This is a genomic window from Solibacillus sp. iso_87 (genome assembly GCF_056173085.1).
Map to the genome: position 1 here is coordinate 1,120,593 of NZ_CM149656.1, position 25,796 is coordinate 1,146,388.

Here is a 25,796-nt window from a genome sequence, read left to right on the forward strand (position 1 = left end):
ATGCAAATACGCGACATAGGGGTTTTAGCTGCAGTTATTATGGTTGTAGCGATGCTCATTATCCCTCTTCCACATTGGCTACTCAGTTTTTTAATTATTATTAATATTACATTTGCTCTTCTCGTTTTATTAACTTCGATGAATATGAAGGAAGCGCTCGATTTCTCGATTTTCCCGACTGTCATTCTATTATTAACGCTGTTCCGTCTGGCATTGTCTGTATCTACGACGCGTGCTATTTTAGCGGAAGGTGACGCAGGTAAAGTAGTAGAGACATTTGGTAATTTCGTAACAGGCGGTAATATTTTAGTAGGTTTAGTTATTTTCTTATTACTAGTTATTATCCAGTTCATCGTTATTACTAAAGGTTCGGAACGTGTTGCGGAAGTTGCTGCGCGTTTTACTTTGGATGCGATGCCTGGTAAGCAAATGAGTATTGATGCAGATTTAAACGCCGGAATGATTTCGGAAAAGGAAGCGCGCGAACGCCGTGAAAAGGTATCCGGAGAAGCGGACTTTTACGGAGCGATGGATGGTGCGACGAAATTCGTTAAGGGGGATGCGATCGCCTCAATCATTATGGTTGGTATTAACTTACTCTTCGGTATGATCATCGGTATGCTACAGATGGAGCTGAGCTTTAGTGAAGCTGCATCGAAATATTCGATGCTGACAGTCGGTGACGGACTTGTATCGCAAATTCCGGCATTATTAATTTCCACTGCAACAGGGATTGTTGTAACACGTGCCGCTTCAAAAGGAAATCTTGGTTCAGATATTACAGCTCAGTTATTTGCACAATCCAAGCTTCTGTATGTAGCTGCAGGTACAATCCTCCTGCTCGGGTTATTCACACCGATACCGGACTGGATTACAATTCCGATTGCAATCGCATTAGCGGCTGGCGCATTCTTAATGGATCGTAAAAAGGAAGAAACACCGGAAGAGATTATGGAACTCGAAGAGGAAGTTGCTTCGGATACGATGAAAAGTCCGGAAAATGTTATTAATTTATTAAATGTCGATCCGATAGAGTTCGAATTTGGCTACGGATTAATTCCGTTAGTGGATGCCGCGCAAGGCGGGGATTTACTGGACCGAGTAGTTATGATCCGTCGTCAGCTTGCATTGGAGCTAGGGATTGTTATACCAATTGTCCGTATCCGTGACAATATCCAGCTGCAGCCAAATGAGTACCGGATTAAAATAAAGGGAAATGAAATGGCAAGAGGTGAATTATTGCTGGATCATTATTTGGCAATGAGTCCAGGGGATGATAATTCGATCGATGGTATTGATACAATCGAGCCATCATTTGGATTGCCTGCTAAATGGATTACAGAAGCAGTAAAAGAAGATGCTGAAATGTTCGGCTATACAGTTGTCGATCCGCCAAGTGTTGTTTCGACACATTTAACCGAAATTATTCGGGTAAATGCGCACGATCTGCTTGGCCGTCAAGAGACGAAGCAACTGATCGATCATTTACGCGAAACCCATGCGATTTTAGTGGACGATTTAATTCCGACCCCATTATCAATAGGGGAAGTACAAAAAGTATTGGCAAAACTATTGCGTGAAAATGTTTCTATTCGAAATTTGCCGATCATTTTCGAAACATTGGCAGATTACGCAAAGCTTACTAGTGATCCCGATATTTTAACAGAGTATGTGAGACAGGCATTGGCTAGACAAATTACATCTCAATTTATTAACGGCCAACAAGCATTGAAAGTTATCACAGTATCTGCAAAAGTGGAAAAACTCGTAGCTGACAGCATTCAGCAAACAGACCACGGAAACTATTTAGCAATGGATCCGCAGCAGTCGCAATTCGTATTGGAAGCTATTGCAAAAGAAGTGGAGCGTGTTTCCTATACGGAACAGTCGCCAATTATTTTATGTTCGCCAGCTGTGCGACTGTATATAAGACAATTAACAGAACGTTATTTCCCGCAAGTACCGATTCTTTCATATAACGAATTGGATGCAGCCGTTGAAATTCAAAGTGTAGGGGTGGTGAATGTTGAATGAAGATGAAAAAATACAATGCACCTTCCATTGCTGAGGCAATGAAACAAATTCGCGCCGATTTAGGGGAAGATGCAGTTATTCTGAATTCGAAAGTCGTCGTGACGAAAAAATTTTTCGGATTAGTGAAAAATAAAAGCTATGAAGTCGTGGCAGGATATGACCAGTTTGAAAAGAAACCTTCATTGCCGTCTTTAGAAGACATTCCGACATTTGCGCCGCAATTGAAAGAGGAAGGGATCCGCGAAGCAGCTTCGTCTGTGGAACAGCATAAAAAAGTTCCGCAAGGCGATTCTGCCGGCTTGCCTGAAAACTTGATCAAAGAAATTGCCGATTTAAAATCGATGATGCAATCGATGCAACGTATGTCGGTACAATCTCAATATCCTGATGAACTCTTACCATTTATCGACTTTCTACGTGAGCAGGAACTTGGAGAGGAGCTTATCACAAGAATCAGTGATGAGCTTTTTATGTATTATAACGAGCATGGCAAGCAAATCACATGGAACGAGATGCAGGAAGTTGCCAAAGACTATTTAAGAAAAGAATTGTATGACTTGCCGATCAGCGGAATTTCGTATAAGAAAAAATACATTAATGTGTTAGGTCCAACAGGTGTTGGAAAAACGACAACGATTGCGAAAATGGCAGCACGCGCTGTCCTTGAAAAGAAAAAGAAAATCGGCTTTATTACGACAGACACGTATCGTATCGCAGCAATCGAACAATTGAAAACGTATGCTGCATTACTGCAGGCACCTGTTGAAGTTGTTTATAATGCAACAGATTATGCTGAGGCGATTAAAAAGTTTAATCATTTGGATTTAATTTTTATTGATACGGCCGGAAGAAACTATAAAGAAGCGAAATATGTAGATGATTTAAAATCATTACTACAATTTAGCGAACAAGTAGAATCTTACTTAGTTTTATCTTTAACGTCTAAGCAAAAAGACTTAGAAGCAATTATTGAACAATTTACGAACTTGCACATCGAAAAATTTATCTTTACGAAGCTTGATGAAACAAATTCTATTGGCACTATGTTTAATTTAATGATTAAATATAATAAAGGACTAGCTTATTATACAAATGGTCAAGAAGTACCGGAAGATATTGAACAACCAAATAGTGATAATTTACTAGAACTTTTCTTCAAGGAGAATTCGGATGAAAGATCAAGCTGAAAAACTGCGCCAGAAAATGCTGGAAAGTGAACATAAGCCTGGGCGATCAATTGCAGTTGTTAGTGGAAAAGGCGGAGTAGGAAAAAGTAATTTTACGACAAACTTCGCTACCCTTTTATCAAAAAAGGGGAAAAAGGTAGTCATTTTAGATATGGATATTGGCATGGGCAATGTACACATTCTCATAGGAAGCTCCGTAAAATACAGTTTAAAAGATTACCTCGATGGTCAAGTAGCACTTGAAGATGTTTTGTGCGAAACGAACGAGGGGGTAAGCTATATTTCCGGCGGTTCAGGTATGTCGTCGTTAATGGAATGGTCTCCTGATGTTTTTGCCCGTCTAATCACGGCTTTTGAAACATTGCAGAAAAATTATGATTTTGTCTTATTTGATATGGGAGCAGGTGTTGTTGAGTGGTCGCTCGATCTATTAACATCCATTGAAGAAATTATCGTTATTTCTACAGCTGAACCGACGTCCATTATGGATGCTTATTCTATGATGAAATTTATCCATCTAAAAGATCCGATGAAGAAATTTTATCTGTTAGGCAATCGTGCATTTACAGTTGAGGAAGGGCAAGATACGACACAGCGTTTAAAAACGGTGATGCAGCATTTTTTAGAGAAGGAAGTATCGATTTTAGGCTCATTGCCGGAAGATCCTGTTGTGCGTCAATCAGTACGTCAGCAAGCCTTATTTACAGTGCTGTATCCTGAAGCCCCAATTACAAAAACGATGGGGAAAATTGTTGAGCAATTTTTAACAACGCAGGCAGTAATGAAGGAAGTGCATGCAAAAAACGAGTCTATGAAATTTATATCAAAATTAAAAAGCATCTTTTCGAGAGGGCGTGAGTAAATGAGCAACTTACAGAAAACCAAACTGCTAGTTGTTGATGATTCCGCCTTTATGCGGAAGCTAATAAGCGATTTTTTTTCGGATCATCGGCAAATTGAAGTCATCGGGGCTGCACGTAATGGGAAAGACGCCATTAAAAAGATCGAGCAGCTTAAACCCGATGTCGTGACAATGGATGTGGAAATGCCGGAAATGAATGGGATGGAAGCGTTAAAAGAAATTATGCAAATGTATCCATTGCCTGTCATTATGCTCTCAAGTACGACAAAGCGCGGAGCAGAAAATACATTAATGGCAATGGAATACGGAGCAGTCGATTTTGTTGCGAAACCAAGCGGTTCCATTTCATTGGATTTACATAAAATTAAGGATGAAATTGTACGAAAAGTGGAAGAGGCATCTAAAGTTACGGTTTCAAAATTGAAAAAACCTTTCCGTAAATCGGCAGTCGCAAGTCAAGCGATCCGTCATCCTTTTAATAAGGAAGAATCTAAACTAAAAAGTTTGATAAAGCCAACCGACAACATCGATGTATCGATAAAAAAGACGGAGTGGAGCAAAACTTCGAAAAAAATTATTTTAATCGGGACTTCAACTGGTGGTCCTAGGGCCTTACAGGAAGTCATTACGAAAATTCCCGCAAATGTGGGTGCACCGATTTTAATCGTACAACATATGCCTGCCGGTTTTACAAAATCGTTGGCAGCAAGACTTGATCAGTTGAGTGAAATTCATGTGAAAGAAGCAGAACAAGGCGACCTGTTACAAAAGGGAACAGCCTATATTGCACCGGGTGGATACCATCTTAAATTAAGGAAAGTCGGATCATCACTTGCTGTCGTACTCGACAATCAGGAACCGCCAAGATCAGGCCATCGCCCGTCTGTAGACGTCATGTTTGAAAATGTCAGCCAATATTCGGAGTTCGATAAAATTGCCGTTATTATGACGGGAATGGGCTATGACGGATCAAAAGGACTAGTCTCGCTCAAAAAAACAGGGAATGTCACGGCTATTGCCGAGTCAGCAGAAACATGTATCGTATATGGAATGCCAAAAGCTGCTGTGGAAACGCAGCTTGTAGATGAAGTGGCGGATGTTGATGATATTGCCCAAACAATTATGAAATATATGCCTTAAAAAGGGGTGCCCTCTAAATGGAATTAAATCAATATTTGGAAATGTTTATTGAAGAAAGTAAAGAGCATTTACAAGCATGCAGTGAACACTTATTGGAATTGGAAAAAAATCCGGAAGATTTAACGATTGTCGGAGAGATTTTCCGTTCGGCACATACTTTAAAAGGTATGGCAGCAACAATGGGCTTTGAAGATTTAGCCGACTTAACACATAAAATGGAAAATATTTTAGATGCGATCCGCAACAGTAAAATTAAAGTGAACGCAGAAATTTTGGATGTCGTTTTCGAATCTGTGGATCATTTAGAAGAAATGGTATACAACATTGCAGATGGTGGTGACGGTAAACGCAATGTGCAAGCAACAGTGGAAAAGCTAAAGCGCATTGAAGCAGGTGAACCGGCAACTGCTGCTTCGGAAGAGCCAATTCCTGGTCAGGAAATTGCTGCTACAATGGTAGCCAATGAGCTTGAACAGCCAGCTGAAGCATTGGAATTAAAATTATCCTATGATGATTTTGAAAAAACGGTCATTCTGCAATCATCAGAACAAGAATTCAATGCATACGAAATTACAGTAGCTTTACGTGAAGACTGTTTATTAAAAGCAGCTCGTGTATTCATGGTCTTCGAAATACTAGAGAAAAACGGGGATGTCATTAAATCTTCACCGACAGTGGATAAATTGGAAGAGGAACAGTTTGATAGTGAATTCCACGTTGCCTTTATTTCGAAAGAGTCAGCTGAAGATTTGCAAAAAATGCTGATGAAAGTATCAGAAGTTGATCGTGTAGTAGTCAATAAAATAGATCGAAATGTATTTGTTACAAAAACTACGGCAATCGAAGTACCTGCAGAAGAAGTACAGCCACAGCTTGGAGTACAGGAAGCGATAACTATCGTATCTGAGGAACAGCCAAAAACAGCAGCCAAAAACAATACTAGTAAATCTGGGCATGCATCAAGTAAGACGATTCGCGTAAATATTGAACGTCTAGATATATTGATGAACTTGTTTGAAGAGCTTGCAATTGATCGCGGTCGTCTTTTATCGATCGCAGGTGATGTAAATCACGGTGAACTAAACGAGACAGTAGAACGTATGAGCCGTACAATGGGGGATCTGCAAAATATCGTCTTAACAATGCGCATGGTTCCTGTAGATACAGTATTTAACCGTTTCCCGAAAATGGTACGACAATTGTCGCGTGATTTAAACAAAAAAATCGAGCTTAATATTGTTGGTGCAGAAACAGAACTTGACCGTACAGTAATTGATGAAATTGGAGATCCGTTAGTTCACCTGATCCGTAACTCGGTCGATCATGGAATCGAAAGTCCGGAAGTACGCCGTGCAAAAGGCAAACCTGAAGAAGGAACGGTGGAACTTCGTGCTTATCATAGCGGGAACTATGTATTCATCGAGATTGAAGATGATGGAGCAGGGATTAACCGCGATAAAGTATTGGCAAAAGCGCTGTCTAAAGGAATTGTTACGCATGAACAATCATTAACAATGACAGACAAGCAGATCAACGAGTTAATTATGGCATCCGGTTTCTCAACCGCCGACGTCATTTCGGATGTTTCGGGCCGTGGTGTAGGTTTAGATGTTGTTAAAACAACGATTGAATCATTAGGCGGCAACATTTCGATTGAATCAACTCAAAATGTCGGCTCGATCTTCTCAATTCAATTACCGCTGACACTGTCAATTATTTCAGTCATGCTCGTAGAAATTGAAAAAGAAATTTATGCAATTCCGTTATCATCTATTATTGAAACATCGATTATCCGTCAGTCAGACATATTAAACGCACATAATCAAAAAGTAATCGATTTCCGTGGTAAAGTTGTACCGCTTGTATTCCTGGAAGAAATTTTTGAAGTACCGCGTGCCGAACAAAAAGATGATGGCTTCCATTCAGTCGTAATCGTCCGCAAAGGCGATAAATTAGCTGGTTTAGTGGTCGATTCATTTATCGGTCAGCAGGAAATTGTGTTGAAATCATTAGGTAACTACTTAACGAATATTTTTGCGATTTCAGGTGCAACGATATTAGGAAACGGAAAAGTGGCGTTAATTGTAGACTGTAACGCACTGATGAAGTAAAAGGATAAGAGGTGTAAAGTATGACGAATGCAACAGAGCAAAAAAACTTGAAAGTAATTGTCTTTCAATTAGCAGATAAAGAATATGCCATCCCTGTTTCGCACGTAAAGGGAATCGAAAAATTAATGCATATTACTCGTGTACCGAAAACAGAACGGTATGTAAAAGGTGTCATTAATCTTAGGGGTGTTGTAACACCTGTCATCGATTTACGTGAACGTTTTGACTTGCCGGTTTCTGGTAACGAAGAAACAACTCGAATTATTATTATTACATTGGAAACAATGGAAGTCGGTTTTATTGTCGATTCAGCAAATGATGTTTTGGACATTGATGCATCTTCCATTGAACAGCAGCCTGAAGTGGTCGGCTCATTAGAAGAAGATTTTATTGCAGGTGTCGCAAAATTGGATAATCGTTTATTAATTTTACTTCACTTAGATAAAGTATTAAATCCGATCGATTAATTTCAATGAATAATTTTCCGGGTGAGCCTCGCTTGCCTGGAATCTATTAAAGTAGGGATTGAAGATGAACTTTAGTGAAAAAATTACGTTGCTGCATTTAGATGTTTTAAAGGAAATCGGAAATATTGGTGCTGCACATGCGGCTACCGCATTATCGAATTTATTGGGAAAAAAGATCGATATGCGTGTACCCGACGTGAAAATGGCCTCGTTTAATGAAATGATGGAGCTTGCTGGCGGTTCGGAAAATGCTGTCGTCGGCATTTATCTTCGTATTGAAGGGGATGCACAAGGAAGCATGTTTTTCATTTTGCCGATTGAACAGGCAAACCGATTTATTCGTAGTCTCATTCATGACGAATCTTTTGATTTTCACACACCGCCATATTCGGAAATTGGCTTATCGGCAATGCAGGAAATGGGCAATATTTTATCCGGCTCTTATTTATCCGCTTTATCAGATTTTACAGGTCTTAAAATTTATCCGACGGTACCTGGATTAAGTGTCGATATGTTTGGCGCAATTATTAGTATCGGACTTATTGAACTATCACAAGTGAGTGATACGGTCATCGTCATTAACACATCTATATATGAAGAAGTCATGTCTGATGATGAAGCGGTAAAAGGACAGTTCTTCCTGTTACCTGAACCTGATTCATTTGAAGCGATTTTTAAAGCATTAGGAGTGCCCACGACATGATAGTTACCCATTCAAACGAAGTGATTAAAGTAGGCATTGCTCAAATGGATCTCGTGAAAGTTCCTAAAACGATTCGTACATCGGGATTGGGTTCTTGTGTAGGTGCAGTCATTTACGATGATTCCAAAAAAGTTGCCGGTATGGTCCATGTTATGCTGCCGGATTCCAGTTTAAATCGAACGGCAACAATGAATGTCGCAAAATTTGCCGATACGGGAATTGCCGCTTTAGTCGAACTTTTAAAACAAGAAGGCGCGCAACGCTTTAAGTTGAAGGCGAAAATTGCGGGCGGTGCACAAATGTTTCAATTTACAGCAGATAAAGATTCAATGAGAATTGGGCCCAGAAATGTGGAAGCTGTAAAAGCACAGTTAAAAGAACTGGGTATACCGCTTATCGCTGAAGATACGGGCGGCAACAGCGGTCGGACTATCGAGTTTAACCCTGAAACATGCATGCTTCAAGTTCGTACCGTCAATAAAGGAGTGAGTGAAATTTAATGTTTGGTTCAATTTTTTATAATTTTTGGGCAGCACTACTTTCATTCGCTGTTTATTTTATCGCTGCAATTCAAAATCCATATGCGATGCCGCTGCCGACGATTGGCGCAGCTTTGGTCGTTGCTGTCATTGCGTTTGGTTTAATGTTTCTTATTCGTTACTTCCTTGGATATGTATTTTATACACCGGAAGCACCTGTTTTGTCACAAACCGAAGAAGAACTTCCTGTAGTTGCGAAAGAGACGGAGAAAACCCAGACTGTTCCGCAAGGCGATCATACAACAATGGAAGTTGAAGAAGAGAATACGGAGGAAATTGCACAAGTCGTTCGTTCGATGCTTCAAAGCGATGAATCCCTTACACGGTAAAAGAGTCGTACATCCGGCTCTTTTTTATTTAGCAGAATATAAGGAAATACTGTGTCGAAATGCTGGATTAAATGTATATTAAAAGGCTTTTTGGTATAATAAACATAAATAATGTTACTTTTCAAATAAAGGGGTGGGTATGTTTGACAGAACAAAGGCATAGAGACGAACAATCATTATGGGTTCGTTGGACAAAGAACCGTGATCCCGAAGCAGGCGATTTATTAATAAAAAAGTTTAAACCACTCGTATCGTATCATGTACAGCGTATTGCTGTAGGGCTTCCGAAAAACATTTCCAGAGACGACCTGATGAGTCTTGGGATGATGGGGCTGTTTGATGCGTTAAATAAATTTGATATAAATCGAGATTTAAAGTTTGATACGTATGCCTCATTCCGTGTACGTGGCGCTATTCTCGATGGTTTACGTAAAGAGGACTGGCTCCCGAGATCAGCGCGTGAAAAAGCAAAAAAGCTTGAATCGCAAATCGAATCACTTGAGCAAAAGCTGATGCGCCATGCGACACCGGAAGAAGTTGCAGCACATATGAATTTGCCGGTCGAGGAAGTATACCAAACATTCCAAGAACATTTTTTCTCGAATGTGCTTTCGATCAATGAGCAGCTGGACCAGGAAGAATCGGAAGGCAAGTCCTTTGTTATCCGTGATGACAATACAAAAACACCCGAGCAGCAAACCGTTCATGTAGAGCTACTAGGCGATTTGGCTGAAAATATTAAAAAGCTGAATGAAAAAGAACAGCTTGTCATTAGTTTATTCTACTCGGAAGAATTAACATTAACCGAAATCGGTGAAATACTGGAACTGTCGACATCAAGAATTTCGCAAATCCACTCAAAAGCATTGTTTAAATTACGTAAATTATTGTCTTCGGAAATGATTAATACGTAAGGAGGCGGCGTTATGAGCTTAAAGGGCCTGGAATTGCAGATTGCGATTCCAAAAACATTTGAGGCAGGGAAAATGGTGGATCAGCGTCAACAGAATACAATCCTGCAGCAAATGCATGCAAACGAGGCATTGAACAGGGAATTGGAACGCAAACAATTATCTGTCAATGAAACAGAGCATCTGAACGCAGTCAAAGATGAGGAACAGGAAAAGACTTCCCAGAACGGGCAAGAGCCAATGCAGGAAAACAAGAAAAATAAGGAACAGCTAGATCAAAAAGTGCAGCATCCGTTTAAAGGGAATCTTTTTGATTTTAGTGGCTAGGAGCAGTCATCTATGATCGCAGTTATAATTACCTTATTTCTTATCCAGATGATTACGATTTTTGTAATTGTTCTTTTATATAGTAAGCTTTCTAAGTTTCAGAATTTAGAAAAGCGCCAAAATGAACTGATTAATGAAATGGACAATGCGATTAGCGTATATTTAATGGAGATGAAAGAAGAGAATGACCGGTTAATCAACGAATTGAAAAAAACGAATGTTGCTCAAAAGACCGCAACATCCCGTAAAGAAGAGCCTTCGCTGCCTTTAAAAGAACAGCCGGTAAAAGAACAGGAAATGGAACCGCGCAAATTCGTTCCGGCCAAGCAAGCAGCAAGTGCCTATCAAAAGCAAAAAACACAGCAGCATGTCGAAGAAAAAAACGATGCAGCATTAGTAAAAGCAGAACCACTTTCTGATGACAGTGACGTCCAGGAGCAAAATATGACGTTTGAGCAGCAAGTAATCCATCATTATCGCAATGGAAAAACAATTGAAGAAATTGCAAAAATGATGGAACGCGGGAAAACAGAAATAGAACTCCTCGTAAAGTTTCACGCGTAAAGTAGTTGCACTTGAAAGTCTATTATGATATATTTACAAACGGTGTTAACAATACACACGTATTTTGATGTAGTAAGTGGTGCTCGTAAGTCTACGGGTAGCTTGTTGCAGATGAAAAATACGGAGGAAAAAAACCAAACATATTAGGAGGAAACACTCATGTCAGTAATTTCAATGAAACAATTACTAGAAGCTGGTGTACATTTCGGTCACCAAACTCGCCGTTGGAACCCAAAAATGAAGAAATATATCTTCGTAGAGCGTAACGGTATCTACATTATCGATTTACAAAAAACGGTTAAAAAATTAGAAGAAGCATACGATTTTATGCGTCAAGTTGGTCAAGACGGTGGTAAAGTTTTATTCGTAGGTACGAAAAAACAAGCACAAGAAGCGATCAAAGAAGAAGCTGAACGTTCTGGTAACTACTACATCAACCAACGTTGGTTAGGTGGTACTTTAACAAACTTCGGTACTATTCAAAAACGTGTACAACGTATGAAAGATATCGAAAAAATGGAAGAAGATGGCACTTTCGCTGTACTTCCTAAAAAAGAAGTAATCCAACTTAAAAAAGAGCACGAGCGCTTAGTTAAATTCTTAGGCGGTATCCGTGATATGAAAGCTATTCCGGACGTAATGTTCGTTGTAGACCCTCGTAAAGAGCGTATCGCAGTTGCAGAAGCAATCAAATTAAACATCCCTCTAGTTGGTATCGTAGACACTAACTGTGATCCAGATGAAATTGATTACGTAATCCCTGCAAACGACGATGCTATCCGCGCGGTTAAATTATTAACTGCTAAAATGGCTGACGCTTTATTAGAAGCTAAACAAGGTGAAGAAGAAGCTCCTGCAGTAGAAGAAGCTACAGCTGAGTAATTCACTGTTAGAAAAGGTGATAAGTGGATGAACCCCTTATCACCTTTTTTTGAGAAATGAATTTGAAGATGTATGAATCGTTGAAAAATAGCGATTTATCGCTTAAAGTATGAAATAGTGTAAATAAATTTTTCATTATATTTAGGAGGAAACTCAACATGGCAAACATTACTGCACAATTAGTAAAAGAATTACGCGAAAAAACAGGCGCAGGTATGATGGACTGTAAAAAAGCATTAGTATCAACAGAAGGTGACATCGATGCTGCAATCGATTTCCTACGTGAAAAAGGTTTAGCTGCTGCTGGCAAAAAAGCTGACCGTATCGCTGCTGAAGGTACAACTTACATTTTAGAAAACGGTAATGAAGCGATTCTTTTAGAAGTAAACGCTGAAACAGACTTCGTTGCGAAAAACGACAAGTTCCAATTTTTAGTTTCTTCTTTAGCTGAGCAATTATTATCTGCTAAACCAGAATCAGTAGAAGCTGCTTTAGAATTAGAAAAAGACGGCGTGAAAATCGCTGACCAAATTTCTACAGCTACTGCTACAATCGGTGAAAAAATCTCATTACGTCGTTTCGAAATCAAAACAAAAACTGATGCAGATGCATTCGGTTCTTACTTACACATGGGCGGACGTATTGGTGTATTGGTAGTTCTTGAAGGTTCTACTGACGCTGCTGCTGCAAAAGATATCGCTATGCATATCGCTGCAATCAACCCAACTTACATTTCTCGTGACGAAGTTTCTGCTGACGAAGTTGAACGTGAGCGCAAAGTATTAACTGAGCAAGCGTTAAACGAAGGTAAACCAGAAAACATCGTAGCGAAAATGGTAGAAGGCCGTCTTGGTAAATACTTCGAAGACGTATGCTTATTAGACCAAGCTTTCGTTAAGAACTCAGATCAAAAAGTACGTGACTTCGTAAACTCATTAAATGCTACTGTAACAAGCTTCACTCGTTATGCTGTTGGTGAAGGTATCGAGAAACGTGAAGATAACTTCGCTGAAGAAGTAATGAGCCAAGTTAAAGGTAACTAATTAAATTACAACTTAAATTAACATTAATTTAAGCAAACAGTAGGGAGCACCATTTGCGTGTTCCCTATTTTTAAAGAAATCTATTTTTGAATGAAGCGAAGTACGATACATAAAAACACAATCGTATTTCCTTTTAAATAAATGAGTAACGGAGGTCTACTATGGGTGTGTCAGAGTACAAACGAGTAGTTATTAAACTTAGCGGGGAAGCATTAGCTGGAGAATTAGGCTTCGGTTTCTCACCGGATGTTATTAAATCGATCGCTGCAGAAATTAAAGAAGTTATCGACTTAGGTGTAGAGGTCGCATTAGTTGTCGGCGGAGGCAACATTTGGCGCGGGAAAATCGGCGCTGAAATGGGAATGGAACGTGCCAATGCAGATTATATGGGCATGTTAGGAACAGTGATGAATGCACTTGCATTACAAGACTCACTGGAAAATCTGGGTGTTCCTACACGTGTTCAATCATCGATCGTTATGACACAAGTGGCAGAGCCATATATTCGACGTAAAGCAGTTCGTCATTTGGAAAAAGCACGTGTCGTAATTTTTGCTGCGGGAACAGGTAACCCATACTTCTCGACAGATACGACAGCAGCTTTACGTGCCGCAGAAATTAATGCAGATGCAATTTTAATGGCGAAAAATAATGTGGATGGCGTTTATTCTGCAGATCCAAAATTAGATTCTGAAGCAGTTAAGTATGACACACTTACGTATTTAGACGTTATTCAACAAGGTTTACAAGTAATGGATTCTACAGCTTCGACATTATGTATGGATAATGATATTAAGCTTGTCGTTTTCAACTTATCAGAACCAGGTAATATTAAACGTGCCGCTTTAGGCGAAAAAATTGGAACAGTTGTTAGGAGAGATGCGTAATGACACAACAAGTATTAAATCAAGCAAAAGAAAAAATGACTAAATCAATTAATGCTTTCTCACGTGAATTAGCTTCAATTCGTGCAGGTGTAGCAAATGCTTCACTATTAGATCGTATCACGGTGGACTACTACGGTTCTCCAACGCCGATCAACCAAATGGCAGGTATTTCAGTACCGGAAGCACGCCTTTTAGTTATCCAGCCTTATGATAAATCAATCTTAGGCGAAATCGAAAAAGCAATTATGCGTTCAGATATCGGCATCACACCGACAAATGACGGAAATGTAATTCGTTTAGCTGTTCCGGCATTAACTGAAGAGCGTCGTAAAGAATTAGTGAAACAGGTGAAAAAAGAATCAGAAGACGCAAAAGTTGCTGTACGTAACGTGCGCCGTGATGCAAACGATGACCTGAAAAAACTGGAAAAGAACGGTGAAATCACAGAAGACGAACTACGCGGCTTCAACGATGACATCCAAAAACTAACAGACAACTCAATCGTTAAAATCGAAGAGTTAGTGAAAGAAAAAGAAAAAGAAATTTTAACAGTTTAATTTTAATTGCTTCGCGCTGGTGGATCACATTAGCGCGAAATCTTTTTCTGGCGATGTATGAACTTTACATGGATTAAAACGTCCTGCTAATAAGGACGTTTTTTTTACAATAATAGATAAATTTTAAGTTTGTTAGGGAAATATAGCTGTAGCAAAAAAACATGCACATGAACCCATTCCCCCTAATTGAAAGTATAAATTGTGGAAAAAATACATATGAAAGATTAAAAGAAGCACAATTATTCTTTAAGATACTAAAGAAGTTCATTATATAAAAAGGACAGGCTATCCCTTTTTTGATATGATAAAATGGGAAGCAGTCCGATCTGTGCAGTTGGGGGTATTAACTATGTTTAAAAAACTTTTTGGGAAAAATATAAATAAAGAACAGTCATTCGGTAGTGAAAATGTGGACTTAGTTAAGGGAGAGGATATCCCTACCCATATTGCAATTATTATGGACGGAAATGGACGTTGGGCGAAGAAGCGTTCAATGCCACGAGTTGCAGGGCATCATGAAGGAATGAAAAACGTTCGAAAAATAACACGTTGCGCTTGTGATTTAGGAGTAGAAGTATTGACGCTCTATGCGTTTTCAACGGAAAACTGGAAGCGTCCTAAATCAGAAGTAGAATTTTTAATGCGTTTACCAGAGCAATTTTTAAATTCCTTTTTACCGGAGCTGATGGAGCGAAATATTAAAGTAGAAATGATTGGTGTGATGGATTCATTGCCAGACTATACACAATCTGCTTTAAGAAAGGCGATGGAAGCGACTGCAGGGAATACAGGATTAGTATTAAATTTTGCGATGAATTACGGTGGACGTGCTGAGATTGTAATGGCAATGCAACAGCTTCTGAAAGAGGTAGAAGCAGGAAATTTTACAATTGATGAATTAAATGAACAACATATTTCCCAGTATGTAATGACGGCTCATTTACCTGAACCCGATTTATTAATTCGTACGAGTGGTGAAGTGCGCATAAGTAACTTTATGCTATGGCAGCTTGCCTATACGGAATTTTGGTTCACTGATACGCATTGGCCTGATTTTGACGAAGCATGTTTAAAAGAGGCAATCTCTGTGTATCAAAACCGTAACCGCCGTTATGGAGGGCTGAAAGGAGAAGGAACAAATTGAAACAACGCATCATTACCGGAGTAATTGCTGCAGCATTATTTATTCCATTCGTAATTTATGGAGGAACACCATTTGCGATTTTAATGAGTATCATCGCAGTCATTGGTTTCTATGAATTGCTGAAAATGAAAGGAATTTCAATTGCATCTGTTCCAGGTATTATTGGTACACTTGCATTATTAGTATTGGTTGTACCAAATGATTGGTCACTGAATATCGTTGAGTTTTTTCAATATGATTCAATATTGATGATCTTGTATGGAATCGCGATATTGTTATTGATTTATATTGTACTTGTAAAAAATAAAATGACGTTTGATGAAATCGGTTTTATATTGTTAGGGGCACTTTATGTCGGGCTTGGATTCCATTATTTTATCGAAACACGTTTTATTGGATTGGAATATGTCGTCTTTGTATTGTTAGTCGTATGGACTACAGATTCCGGTGCCTATTTTGTAGGACGTAAATTAGGGAAAAATAAATTATGGCCGGAAATTTCGCCGAAGAAAACAGTGGAAGGCTTTATTGGCGGGATTGTTATTGCAGTTATTTTCGCAATTGCCATGCAGCTCATCTATCCTTTTGCATCAAGCTGGCTTCAATTAATCGTTGTGACAATAATTGCATCGATCATTGGACAAATGGGTGATCTGGTCGAATCGGCTATTAAACGTCATTACGGTGTAAAAGATTCAGGCAATATTCTGCCTGGACACGGCGGCATATTGGACCGTTTTGACAGTATGCTGTTTGTCGTACCATTGCTGCATTTTTTACATTTCTTTTCCTAGGACATAGAAGGGACGTATCATTGTGAAAAAAATTAGTTTATTAGGTGCAACAGGTTCCATCGGATGGCAAACCTTTGATATTTTACTTGCGAATCCGAATGAATTTAAGCTTGTTGCATTTTCAGCCGGACAAAATATTGAAAAGTCCCGCGAAATTATAAAAAAACTTCAACCAGAATTAGTTTCGATGCAAACAGAGGAAGCGGCAGGCACTTTACAAAAAGAATTCCCGCATGTTTCCTTTACATATGGCGAAAAAGGATTGGTCGATGTAGCGACACATCCGGATTCGACAGTGCTTATCAATGCAGTATTAGGCAGCGTTGGACTGGAATCGACACTTGCTGCGATCCGTATGGGAAAAACGATTGCCATTGCTAACAAAGAAACACTTGTAACAGCAGGTCATCTTGTAATGGCTGAAGCGAAAAAATACAATGCTCCGATCTTACCGGTAGACAGTGAGCATTCAGCTGTTTTCCAATCGATGAACGGCGAAAACAAAAAGCGTATCGAGCGCATTATTTTAACGGCATCCGGTGGTTCATTCCGTGATAGAACAAGGGATGAACTAGTAGGTGTAACAGTAAAAGATGCTCTAAATCATCCGAACTGGTCAATGGGAGCCAAAATTACGATTGACTCAGCAACAATGATGAATAAAGGGCTTGAAGTTATTGAGGCACATGTACTGTTTGATATGCCATATGACAACATCGACGTATTGCTGCACCGTGAAAGCATCATTCACTCTATGGTGGAATATGAGGATACAAGTGTCATCGCACAATTAGGGACACCAGATATGCGTGTACCGATTCAATATGCACTTAGCTACCCGGACCGTTTATCGCTAGCAAATGGCCAACGTTTAAATTTGGCTCAAATTGGACAGCTTCATTTTAAGGAAGTGGATTTTGACCGTTTCCGCGCATTAAAGCTTGCTTATGATGCAGGACGTATGGGTGGGACAATCTTAACGGCAATGAACGCGGCAAACGAAGCAGCCGTTGCATTGTTTTTACAAGAAAAAATTACTTTTTTAGAAATTGAAGAATGTATTGAGCGTATTATGAATAGTCATAACAATATCGCTTTGCCAGATTTAGCAACTATTTTACATGTAGACAGTGAAACGAGAAAAACAGTCGCAAGCATGGTAAAATAGTAAGTGTGAAAAACGGACGTGAAGAAAGAAAAGGTGGACATCCCTTTTTGTACAAGCGGTGCCTTTTTTCAAGAGCTTGATTGCTAGAAAAGATTGAGCGAAATAATATTCGGCTCAGTTCCAATGAAGGTGGGAGATTATGCAAACAGTTATAGCCTTTATTTTAATTTTTGGCTCACTCGTTTTTTTCCATGAGCTAGGTCACTTCTTATTTGCAAAGAAAGCAGGCATTATGGTGCGTGAATTTGCGATTGGTATGGGACCGAAGATTTTTGGGATGACGAAAGGTGAAACAGTCTATACGCTACGATTATTACCGATTGGCGGTTATGTAAGAATGGCTGGCGAAGATACCGATACGGTAGAACTGCAGCCTGGTTACCGCGTAGCTTTAATAACGAACGAAGAAAATATTGTAGAAAAAATCATTCTCAACCAAAAAACACATTACCAAAACGTCATCTTTTTAGAAGTAGAGCGTGCGGATTTAGAACGTGAACTTTGGATTGAAGGTTATGATGAGGATGACCAGTTCATTCGCTACAATGTATCACGTACAGCAAGCGTCGTTGAAAATGGTACGGAACAGATGATTGCGCCGCTTGATCGCCAATTTAATTCAAAATCTGTTGGCGCTCGTGCGATGGCGATTTTCGCAGGTCCATTATTCAACTTTATTTTAGCATTTTTCATCTTCCTGATTATCGGGCTTATTCAAGGGATTCCTTCCGATGAACCGATCATTGCTGAAGTTGTGGACGATTCTGTTGCGAGCAGTGCCGGATTGGTCGATGGTGATAAAGTAGTCAAGGTGAACGGCCAGTCGATTTCAACTTGGGAAGAATTATCAGAACAAATTTTCAACAATCCGAACAAAGCCGTAACATTCGAAGTGGAACGTGCAACGGGAAATGAAGTGATTGAACTTACACCAAAAGCTGTGGAACAGGAAGGCGGCTCACCGTACGGTCAAATCGGTGTTATGCGTTCCATTGAAAAAAATCCATTACAAGCAGTAGTGTATGGTGTGGAAGAAACGTATAACATGATTATTACAATCGGAACACTTGTCGGCAAACTGGTTACCGGCCAATTCTCGATTGACGCATTATCTGGACCGGTAGGAATATATAAAACAACTGAAACGGTTGTAACGTTCGGTTTATATAATATTCTATACTTTGCGGCAATGCTGAGCGTCAACTTAGGGATTATGAACTTGTTACCATTACCAGCACTTGATGGTGGCCGTTTACTTTTCTTCGCTGTGGAAGCAGTAAGAGGAAAACCAATCGACCGTCAAAAAGAAGGTATGGTTCACTTCGTCGGAATACTCCTCCTGATGATCTTGATGGTCGTCGTAACATGGAACGATATCCAGCGATTCTTCTTCTAAAATTAATTAAGATGATTTAACTAACTGGCAAGCAAGTTGATTGGAATAATTTTGCTACAGGAGCACTGGGTGAGAGTAAAAGGAACAAAAGCTAAAAGCGCCACGTCCTGTGGCAACGCTTTTGTGACCAACATCGTGTTGGCCTCCGACCCGTAATGGAAATCAACCCCTTGTCAGATGCAGAATCTCTTTTAAACAAAATACGTTTTAAAATGGCAGCTTTGAGCGTTTTGTATGAATAATACTAGCGTTCAAAGCTAAATTTGATTAGTATTATAGAAGTAGCAATTTAAATAAAAAAGGTGGCACTATTTATGAAACAGACCAAAACGTTTATCCCGACTTTAAGGGAAAATCCATCCGATGCCGACGTGAAATCGCATCGTATGCTTATGCGTGCCGGATTTATCCGTCAGAATGCAGCAGGAGTATATTCATACTTACCATTAGCACGCAAAGTATTATCAAAAATCGAGCAGATCATCCGTGAAGAAATGGAAGCAATCAATTCGATCGAGCTATTAATGCCTGCATTGCAACCAGCAGAGCTATGGCAGGAATCAGGTCGCTGGGAAGCATACGGTCCAGAGCTTATGCGTTTAAAAGACCGTCATGACCGTGACTTTGCTCTAGGTGCTACTCATGAAGAAGTGATTACAACTTTAGTGCGTGATGAAATTAAATCATACAAAAAATTACCGTTAACACTTTATCAAATCCAAAGTAAATTCCGTGATGAAAAACGTCCACGCTTCGGCTTACTGCGCGGTCGCGAATTCATTATGAAAGATGCATACTCTTTCCACTCATCACGTGAATCACTTGATGCAACATACGATGATATGTACCAAGCCTATTCAAACATCTTCACGCGTCTTGGCCTGAACTTCCGTGCCGTAATTGCGGATGCAGGTTCGATCGGCGGTAAAGGCACACATGAATTCATGGTGCTATCTGAAATCGGGGAAGATACAATCGCTTATTCAGATACATCGGATTATGCGGCAAACATCGAAATGGCTGAAGTTGTTGTAGAATACACAGCACCGACAACATCGATGAAAGACATCGAAAAGATTGAAACACCAGATCAAAAAACAATTGAAGAAGTATCGGCATTTTTAAATGTGGAACCTTCAAATGTGATCAAATCACTAGTTTTTGATATTGATGGTGAGCTGGTTGTTGTTTTAGCGCGCGGTGACCACGAAATCAACGATATTAAACTGAAAAATGCATTAGGTGCTACATCTGTTGAATTGGCAGAAGACGCAGCTATTAAAGAATTACTAGGCTGTACACCAGGTTCAATCGGTCCTGTGAAATTACCGGTAAATGTAAAAGTTATTGCGGATAACGCAATCAAATCAATCCGTAACGGTGTTGCAGGTGCAAACGAAGATGGATTCCACTTATTGAATGTTAATCCTGAGCGCGACTTCGCGATCAGCTCTTATGAAGACATTCGTTTCATCCAACAAGGTGACCCATCTCCGGACGGTCAAGGTATCATTAAGTTTGCTGAAGGTATTGAAGTTGGACATATTTTCAAATTAGGTACAACTTATTCAGAAAAACTAAATGCAACATTCCTTGATGAGCAAGGTAAAGCACAACCATATATTATGGGATGCTACGGTATCGGGGTTTCTCGTATACTCGCTGCAGTTGCAGAACATTTCCAAGATGAAAACGGATTTGTATGGCCTGCACAATTAGCGCCATATGACTTGCAACTAGTGCCAGTCAATGCAAAAGACGAAGCACAAGTTCAATTAGCGGACGAGCTTTATGGTGTACTGAAATCATATCGCTACGAAGTGTTATATGATGATCGTCCAGAACGTGCCGGCGTAAAATTTGCGGATGCAGATCTAATCGGGCTACCTGTTCGTATTACAGTAGGTAAAAAAGCTTCAGAAGGTCTTGTAGAAGTGAAATTCCGTTCAACAGGCGAATCTGCAGAATGGGCGAAAGAAGAAGTCGTCGATCGCTTAAACGAATATTTCCGCCAAAACTAGTAACGATTAAGATAGAGAGAACGGGAAAGTACAATTTTTTATGTACTTTCTTTTCTTTTTCATTGGAAGTGAAGGGTCCATTTTTTTCTGATAGGGTTGGTTTAGATGAATAACGGTACTAATTCCGCTTATTTTAAATAAAGTGGAGCATTTTTTTCTACGCCCGTTGAATCCCTTCGCCTTACAATGGAAACAGCATGATGAAAGGGTGAAACAATTGTCAAAACAGGAAGGAAGACAAAAATTCCTACTATTGTTACAGCAGCTTGAATTGACTGATGATGTCTATATGTCCTTTTTTGAAAATGGAACACTCGAACGTGTAACGGTTCATAAAAAGAAACGTATTTGGGACTTTAAAATAAAAATAGAAAATATATTGCCTTACCAAGTGTATCAGTTACTGCGTATGCGGATGGTGGAGAAGTTTTCTCCTATAGCCAATGTGTTACTGACGATTGAATCATATAATCCGGTAGTCAATGAGCAGCATATTTTGGATTATTGGCAAGTAGTAGTTGAGCAATTGGATGAAATGTCGCCGCTCTTGCGCGCAAATTTATCGAAGCAAACACCGAAATGGACAGGTCATAAGCTTGTCGTGACATCGATGCTCGAAGTCGAGTACTTATCGTTAAAAGCGAAATATACAGATAAAATTGCCGAGTCGTACAAAACATTCGGTTTCTCTCATATCCCGCTTGAGTTCCAGCTTGTAGAGGAAAATGATGAATTTATCGCACAGCAAGAAGCGTTTTACCAACAGCGTCAGGAAGAGGAAGAGCGTCTGTCCAAACAGGCGATGGCCGATTTTGCAACGCGTGAAAAAGAGAAGGCGGCCAATCCTGGTGCTGTTTCCAATGGAGATACAGCGTTCCAGATTGGTGCACTCATTAAAAATCCGGATCCGGTTGAAATCCGTACAGTACTGGAAGAGGAACGCTCGATTGTACTGGAAGGGTTTATTTTTGCATGTGATATTAAAGAACTTCGAAGTGGTCGTTCTTTGCTTGAATTCAAAATTTCCGACTACACCGACTCACTAATGGTCAAAATGTTCTCAAACGGTGACGAGGATGTCGTGAAGATGAAGCAGATGAGCAAAGGGATGTGGGTGCGTGTACGCGGATCTATTCAGCTTGATACATTTGCCCGCGATTTAGTCATGATGGTAAAAGACATCAATGAAATCAAGCGTGAACCTAAAAAAGACCATGCTCCGGAAGGCGAAAAGCGTGTTGAACTTCACTTGCATACACCGATGAGTCAAATGGATGCGATGACATCTGTCGATAAACTAGTGGCACAAGCAGCCAAATGGGGACATCCTGCGATTGCGGTAACCGACCATGCTGTTGTTCAGGCATTCCCTGAAGCGTATGCTGCCGGAAAGAAAAACGGCATTAAAGTCATTTACGGCGTGGAAGCAAACTTAGTTGATGACGGAAAACCTATTGTTTACGATCCGGTTGATGTGGACCTTGAAGATGCAACGTACGTTGTATTTGACGTAGAGACGACCGGCTTTTCGAATGTGTATGACACGATTATCGAGCTGGCGGCCGTCAAAATAAAAAATGGTCAAGTTATTGATACATTTGAACGTTTCTCAAATCCGCACCGTAAACTGACGGCAAAAATTATCGAGCTGACACATATTACCGATGATATGCTTGTCAATGCACCAGAGCTGAGTGATGTCATTCGAGAATTCCATGACTTTATCGGCGATGGCGTCGTTGTTGCGCATAATGCAGCGTTTGACTTAGGTTTCTTATATGTTGCGTATAAAAATGCCGGCATTGAAGTTCGCCACCCGGGGATCGATACGGTCGAGCTTTCCCGTCTTGTAAACCCAGGGCAAAAATCGCATAACTTAAAAACATTAACGAAAAAATACAATATCGAACTAACCCAGCATCACCGGGCAATTTATGATACCGAAGCAACGGGAGAACTATTCTTGCATTTATTGAAACAGGCTGCCGATTTAGGCATTAAAAACCTGATTGAAATGAATGACCATGTCGGCGGTGAAGAAGGATATAAACAGTCACGTCCAAGTCACTGTACAATTTTGGCGGTAGATGATGCCGGACTGAAAAATCTGTTTAAGTTAATTTCGATTTCGCATACGGAAACATTTTACCGTGTACCACGTATTCGACGCTCCGATTTGCAGAAACTAAGACAAGGTTTAATCGTCGGCTCAGGCTGCTCGAATGGTGAGCTATTTGAAACAATGATGAATAAAACGCAGGAAGAAGCAGAGCGTATCGCAAAATTTTATGATTACTTGGAAGTAATGCCAAAACCGGTCTATTCTCCGTTAGTGGATGGTGGTACGGTCCATGATGAATGGGCATTGGAAGACATTATCCGCCGTATCGTCAAGCTTGGTAAAAAGCTGAACTTACCGGTTGTAGCTACAGGAAATGTTCATTATCTGCATGAAACTGATGCGAAGTTCCGTCAAATCCTTGTTGGGTCAATGGGTGGGGCAAACCCGTTAAATCGTAATCCGTTACCGAAAGTTCATTTCCGTACAACGGATGAAATGCTGAAGGAATTCGACTTTTTAGGCCCGGATTTGGCGAAGGAAATCGTTGTGACAAATACGCAGCTTGTTGCCGATATGATTGGCGATGTAAAACCGATCAAGGATGATTTATATACGCCGAAGATTGAAGGCTCGGATGATGAAGTAACGAATTTGACTTATGAAATGGCACATAGCATTTACGGCGAAAATTTACCGGAAATTGTTCAAGCGCGTATTGATAAGGAACTGAAATCGATTTTAGGGCACGGGTTCGGAGTAATTTACCTGATTTCCGCAAAACTCGTAAAAAAATCGCTCGCTGACGGGTACCTAGTAGGTTCACGTGGATCTGTAGGATCATCCCTCGTCGCGACATTTATGGAAATTACAGAAGTAAATCCGCTACCCCCGCATTATGTTTGTCCAAAGTGCAAGCATTCGGAGTTTATCGCAGATGGTTCGGTTGCATCAGGCTATGACTTACCGAACAAACAATGTCCGGAATGTGGTGCCCCGTTCAAAAAAGACGGCCAGGATATTCCGTTCGAAACATTCCTGGGATTCAAAGGTGACAAGGTACCTGATATTGACTTGAACTTCTCCGGTGAATATCAGCCACAGGCGCATAACTATACGAAAGTGCTGTTCGGTGAGGATTATGTATTCCGTGCCGGAACAATCGGTACGGTAGCTGAAAAGACGGCATATGGTTATGTAAAAGGATACGGAAGCGACAATGGCATCACTTACCGAAATGCGGAAGTGGACCGCCTTGTGCAAGGATGTACAGGGGTAAAACGTACAACCGGACAACACCCGGGGGGCATTATCGTTGTACCGGATTATATGGATATTTACGACTTCTCGCCAGTACAGTTCCCGGCGGATGCCCAGGATTCGGAATGGAAAACAACCCATTTCGACTTCCACTCGATTCACGATAATATTTTAAAGCTCGATATACTTGGACATGATGATCCGACCGTAATTCGTATGCTTCAGGATTTATCCGGAATCGATCCGAAAACAATACCGACAGATGATCCGATTGTTATGAAGATTTTCAGTTCAACGGAATCGCTCGGTGTAACGGAAAAGCAAATTGGAACGAAAACAGGAACGCTCGGAATTCCGGAGTTCGGGACAAAATTCGTACGCCAAATGCTTGAAGAAACGAAACCGTCAACATTCAGTGAACTTGTTCAGATTTCAGGACTGTCACACGGTACAGACGTATGGCTTGGAAATGCACAGGAACTAATTAAAGACGGCACTTGTGTATTAAAAGAAGTAATCGGCTGCCGTGACGATATTATGGTTTATTTAATTTATCAGGATTTGGAGCCGTCGTTCGCCTTTAAAATTATGGAGTCCGTTCGTAAAGGTAAAGGCTTAACAGATGAAATGGAAGCGGAAATGCGCGCGAAGAAAGTGCCGGAATGGTATATCGATTCTTGTAAAAAGATTAAGTACATGTTCCCGAAAGCCCACGCCGCAGCGTATGTATTAATGGCTGTGCGTATTGCATGGTTCAAGGTTCATCATCCGATTCTTTACTATGCAGCGTACTTCACTGTGCGTGCGTCGGACTTTGATTTGATTGCAATGACACAAGGTTCTGTCATGATTCGCAAAAAAATTGATGAGATCAACATGAAGGGTCTTGATGCAGCACCAAAAGAGAAAAGTTTACTGACGGTTATGGAACTGGCACTTGAAATGTGTGAACGCGGAATGAGCTTCAAAAAGGTTGATTTATACCGTTCACAGGCAAGTGAATTCATTATCGAAGGAAACTCATTGATTCCGCCATTTGATGCCATTCCAGGCCTTGGTACAAACGTGGCGAAACAAATTGTTGAAGCGCGTAAAAACGGAGAGTTTTTATCGAAGGAAGATTTACAGCAGCGCGGGCGTGTATCGAAGACATTAATTGAGTATATGGATGAGCTTGGATGTCTGGAAGGAATGCCGGATGCCAACCAGCTGTCATTATTCTAATGTTTGGATTGGCTAAAAGAGAGGATTTTGTATTTACGGATGCATATTCTCTTAATTGTTGTTAATTCTAAGTGTTAATAGGCAAAATTTGCATTAGGATAGCCTTTGTGCTATGCTAAATGTAATAATTTGTTGATAGTTCACCAGCAAAAGAGTGGGGTTTCCCGCTCTTTTCTGTTGTTTACAC

General features: G+C 40.1%; 22 protein-coding genes. All 22 read left to right on the forward strand.

All coding sequences use genetic code 11. The features are described 5' to 3' along the window. Entirely contained in the window at positions 1–2,034 is a 2,034-nt protein-coding gene (flhA, locus tag AC0VXV_RS05475; protein ID WP_475530658.1) for a flagellar biosynthesis protein FlhA, read from the forward strand. Then, positions 2,031–3,221 carry a flagellar biosynthesis protein FlhF gene (gene flhF / locus AC0VXV_RS05480; protein ID WP_475530659.1) on the forward strand — a complete coding sequence of 397 codons (1,191 nt, stop codon included), beginning with the start codon at positions 2,031–2,033 and terminating at the stop codon, positions 3,219–3,221. Before flhA ends, flhF begins: the two co-directional genes overlap by 4 nt. Then, on the forward strand, positions 3,205–4,083 hold the full coding sequence (locus tag AC0VXV_RS05485; RefSeq protein ID WP_475530660.1) for a MinD/ParA family protein: 879 nt from the start codon (positions 3,205–3,207) through the stop codon (positions 4,081–4,083). The genes flhF and AC0VXV_RS05485 overlap by 17 nt, the downstream gene beginning before the upstream one ends. Then, the gene (locus AC0VXV_RS05490; RefSeq protein ID WP_475530661.1) at positions 4,084–5,223 is read left to right on the forward strand and encodes a protein-glutamate methylesterase/protein-glutamine glutaminase; all 1,140 of its coding nucleotides are present in this window, start codon (positions 4,084–4,086) and stop codon (positions 5,221–5,223) included. It begins immediately after the preceding gene. A 17-nt stretch (positions 5,224–5,240) separates the two neighbouring features. Continuing rightward, the gene (locus AC0VXV_RS05495) at positions 5,241–7,334 is read left to right on the forward strand and encodes a chemotaxis protein CheW (RefSeq protein ID WP_475530662.1); all 2,094 of its coding nucleotides are present in this window, start codon (positions 5,241–5,243) and stop codon (positions 7,332–7,334) included. Between the two features lie 20 nt (positions 7,335–7,354). After that, positions 7,355–7,801: a chemotaxis protein CheW gene (locus tag AC0VXV_RS05500; RefSeq protein WP_475530663.1), complete on the forward strand. Its 447-nt coding sequence runs from the start codon at positions 7,355–7,357 to the stop codon at positions 7,799–7,801. A 64-nt stretch (positions 7,802–7,865) separates the two neighbouring features. After that, positions 7,866–8,504 carry a chemotaxis protein CheC gene (locus AC0VXV_RS05505; RefSeq protein ID WP_350477277.1) on the forward strand — a complete coding sequence of 213 codons (639 nt, stop codon included), beginning with the start codon at positions 7,866–7,868 and terminating at the stop codon, positions 8,502–8,504. Next, positions 8,501–9,004 (forward strand): chemotaxis protein CheD, encoded by a 504-nt coding sequence (locus tag AC0VXV_RS05510; RefSeq protein ID WP_475530664.1) that lies wholly within the window; start codon positions 8,501–8,503, stop codon positions 9,002–9,004. The genes AC0VXV_RS05505 and AC0VXV_RS05510 overlap by 4 nt, the downstream gene beginning before the upstream one ends. Further along, positions 9,004–9,372: a multidrug transporter gene (locus AC0VXV_RS05515; protein WP_475530665.1), complete on the forward strand. Its 369-nt coding sequence runs from the start codon at positions 9,004–9,006 to the stop codon at positions 9,370–9,372. Before AC0VXV_RS05510 ends, AC0VXV_RS05515 begins: the two co-directional genes overlap by 1 nt. 143 nt (positions 9,373–9,515) lie before the next feature. Further along, a complete protein-coding gene (locus tag AC0VXV_RS05520) occupies positions 9,516–10,286 on the forward strand; it encodes a FliA/WhiG family RNA polymerase sigma factor (RefSeq protein WP_079525256.1) in 771 nt (256 codons plus the stop codon). A gap of 12 nt (positions 10,287–10,298) precedes the next feature. After that, complete coding sequence (locus AC0VXV_RS05525) at positions 10,299–10,610, forward strand: RNA polymerase subunit sigma (RefSeq protein ID WP_475530666.1); 312 nt, start codon at positions 10,299–10,301, stop codon at positions 10,608–10,610. Between the two features lie 12 nt (positions 10,611–10,622). Further along, a complete protein-coding gene (locus AC0VXV_RS05530; RefSeq protein ID WP_475530667.1) occupies positions 10,623–11,174 on the forward strand; it encodes a hypothetical protein in 552 nt (183 codons plus the stop codon). Positions 11,175–11,333: 159 nt separating this feature from the next. Then, positions 11,334–12,056 carry a 30S ribosomal protein S2 gene (rpsB, locus tag AC0VXV_RS05535; RefSeq protein WP_079525262.1) on the forward strand — a complete coding sequence of 241 codons (723 nt, stop codon included), beginning with the start codon at positions 11,334–11,336 and terminating at the stop codon, positions 12,054–12,056. Between the two features lie 158 nt (positions 12,057–12,214). Then, positions 12,215–13,099 carry a translation elongation factor Ts gene (gene tsf / locus AC0VXV_RS05540; RefSeq protein WP_475530668.1) on the forward strand — a complete coding sequence of 295 codons (885 nt, stop codon included), beginning with the start codon at positions 12,215–12,217 and terminating at the stop codon, positions 13,097–13,099. A gap of 161 nt (positions 13,100–13,260) precedes the next feature. Further along, the gene (gene pyrH / locus AC0VXV_RS05545; protein WP_079525266.1) at positions 13,261–13,986 is read left to right on the forward strand and encodes a UMP kinase; all 726 of its coding nucleotides are present in this window, start codon (positions 13,261–13,263) and stop codon (positions 13,984–13,986) included. After that, positions 13,986–14,543: a ribosome recycling factor gene (gene frr, locus AC0VXV_RS05550; protein ID WP_475530669.1), complete on the forward strand. Its 558-nt coding sequence runs from the start codon at positions 13,986–13,988 to the stop codon at positions 14,541–14,543. Before pyrH ends, frr begins: the two co-directional genes overlap by 1 nt. Before the next feature lie 349 nt (positions 14,544–14,892). Beyond that, positions 14,893–15,687, forward strand: a complete 795-nt coding sequence (locus AC0VXV_RS05555) for an isoprenyl transferase (RefSeq protein WP_475530670.1) — start codon at positions 14,893–14,895, stop codon at positions 15,685–15,687. Further along, a complete protein-coding gene (locus AC0VXV_RS05560; RefSeq protein WP_475530671.1) occupies positions 15,684–16,481 on the forward strand; it encodes a phosphatidate cytidylyltransferase in 798 nt (265 codons plus the stop codon). Before AC0VXV_RS05555 ends, AC0VXV_RS05560 begins: the two co-directional genes overlap by 4 nt. 22 nt (positions 16,482–16,503) lie before the next feature. After that, positions 16,504–17,649 (forward strand): 1-deoxy-D-xylulose-5-phosphate reductoisomerase, encoded by a 1,146-nt coding sequence (gene dxr / locus AC0VXV_RS05565; protein WP_475530672.1) that lies wholly within the window; start codon positions 16,504–16,506, stop codon positions 17,647–17,649. Between the two features lie 139 nt (positions 17,650–17,788). Continuing rightward, positions 17,789–19,045 (forward strand): RIP metalloprotease RseP, encoded by a 1,257-nt coding sequence (gene rseP, locus AC0VXV_RS05570; RefSeq protein WP_475530673.1) that lies wholly within the window; start codon positions 17,789–17,791, stop codon positions 19,043–19,045. A 314-nt stretch (positions 19,046–19,359) separates the two neighbouring features. Next, entirely contained in the window at positions 19,360–21,066 is a 1,707-nt protein-coding gene (locus AC0VXV_RS05575; protein WP_475530674.1) for a proline--tRNA ligase, read from the forward strand. Between the two features lie 208 nt (positions 21,067–21,274). Next, entirely contained in the window at positions 21,275–25,609 is a 4,335-nt protein-coding gene (locus AC0VXV_RS05580) for a PolC-type DNA polymerase III (protein ID WP_475530675.1), read from the forward strand. Positions 25,610–25,796 lie beyond the last annotated feature (187 nt).

Coding starts and splice junctions, on each gene's coding strand:
- flhA (WP_475530658.1), top strand. CDS start 1: ATGCAAATACGCGACATAGGGGTTTTAGCTGCAGTTATTATGGTTGTA.
- flhF (WP_475530659.1), top strand. CDS start 2,031: ATGAAGATGAAAAAATACAATGCACCTTCCATTGCTGAGGCAATGAAA.
- AC0VXV_RS05485 (WP_475530660.1), top strand. CDS start 3,205: ATGAAAGATCAAGCTGAAAAACTGCGCCAGAAAATGCTGGAAAGTGAA.
- AC0VXV_RS05490 (WP_475530661.1), top strand. CDS start 4,084: ATGAGCAACTTACAGAAAACCAAACTGCTAGTTGTTGATGATTCCGCC.
- AC0VXV_RS05495 (WP_475530662.1), top strand. CDS start 5,241: ATGGAATTAAATCAATATTTGGAAATGTTTATTGAAGAAAGTAAAGAG.
- AC0VXV_RS05500 (WP_475530663.1), top strand. CDS start 7,355: ATGACGAATGCAACAGAGCAAAAAAACTTGAAAGTAATTGTCTTTCAA.
- AC0VXV_RS05505 (WP_350477277.1), top strand. CDS start 7,866: ATGAACTTTAGTGAAAAAATTACGTTGCTGCATTTAGATGTTTTAAAG.
- AC0VXV_RS05510 (WP_475530664.1), top strand. CDS start 8,501: ATGATAGTTACCCATTCAAACGAAGTGATTAAAGTAGGCATTGCTCAA.
- AC0VXV_RS05515 (WP_475530665.1), top strand. CDS start 9,004: ATGTTTGGTTCAATTTTTTATAATTTTTGGGCAGCACTACTTTCATTC.
- AC0VXV_RS05525 (WP_475530666.1), top strand. CDS start 10,299: ATGAGCTTAAAGGGCCTGGAATTGCAGATTGCGATTCCAAAAACATTT.
- AC0VXV_RS05530 (WP_475530667.1), top strand. CDS start 10,623: ATGATCGCAGTTATAATTACCTTATTTCTTATCCAGATGATTACGATT.
- rpsB (WP_079525262.1), top strand. CDS start 11,334: ATGTCAGTAATTTCAATGAAACAATTACTAGAAGCTGGTGTACATTTC.
- tsf (WP_475530668.1), top strand. CDS start 12,215: ATGGCAAACATTACTGCACAATTAGTAAAAGAATTACGCGAAAAAACA.
- pyrH (WP_079525266.1), top strand. CDS start 13,261: ATGGGTGTGTCAGAGTACAAACGAGTAGTTATTAAACTTAGCGGGGAA.
- frr (WP_475530669.1), top strand. CDS start 13,986: ATGACACAACAAGTATTAAATCAAGCAAAAGAAAAAATGACTAAATCA.
- AC0VXV_RS05555 (WP_475530670.1), top strand. CDS start 14,893: ATGTTTAAAAAACTTTTTGGGAAAAATATAAATAAAGAACAGTCATTC.
- rseP (WP_475530673.1), top strand. CDS start 17,789: ATGCAAACAGTTATAGCCTTTATTTTAATTTTTGGCTCACTCGTTTTT.
- AC0VXV_RS05575 (WP_475530674.1), top strand. CDS start 19,360: ATGAAACAGACCAAAACGTTTATCCCGACTTTAAGGGAAAATCCATCC.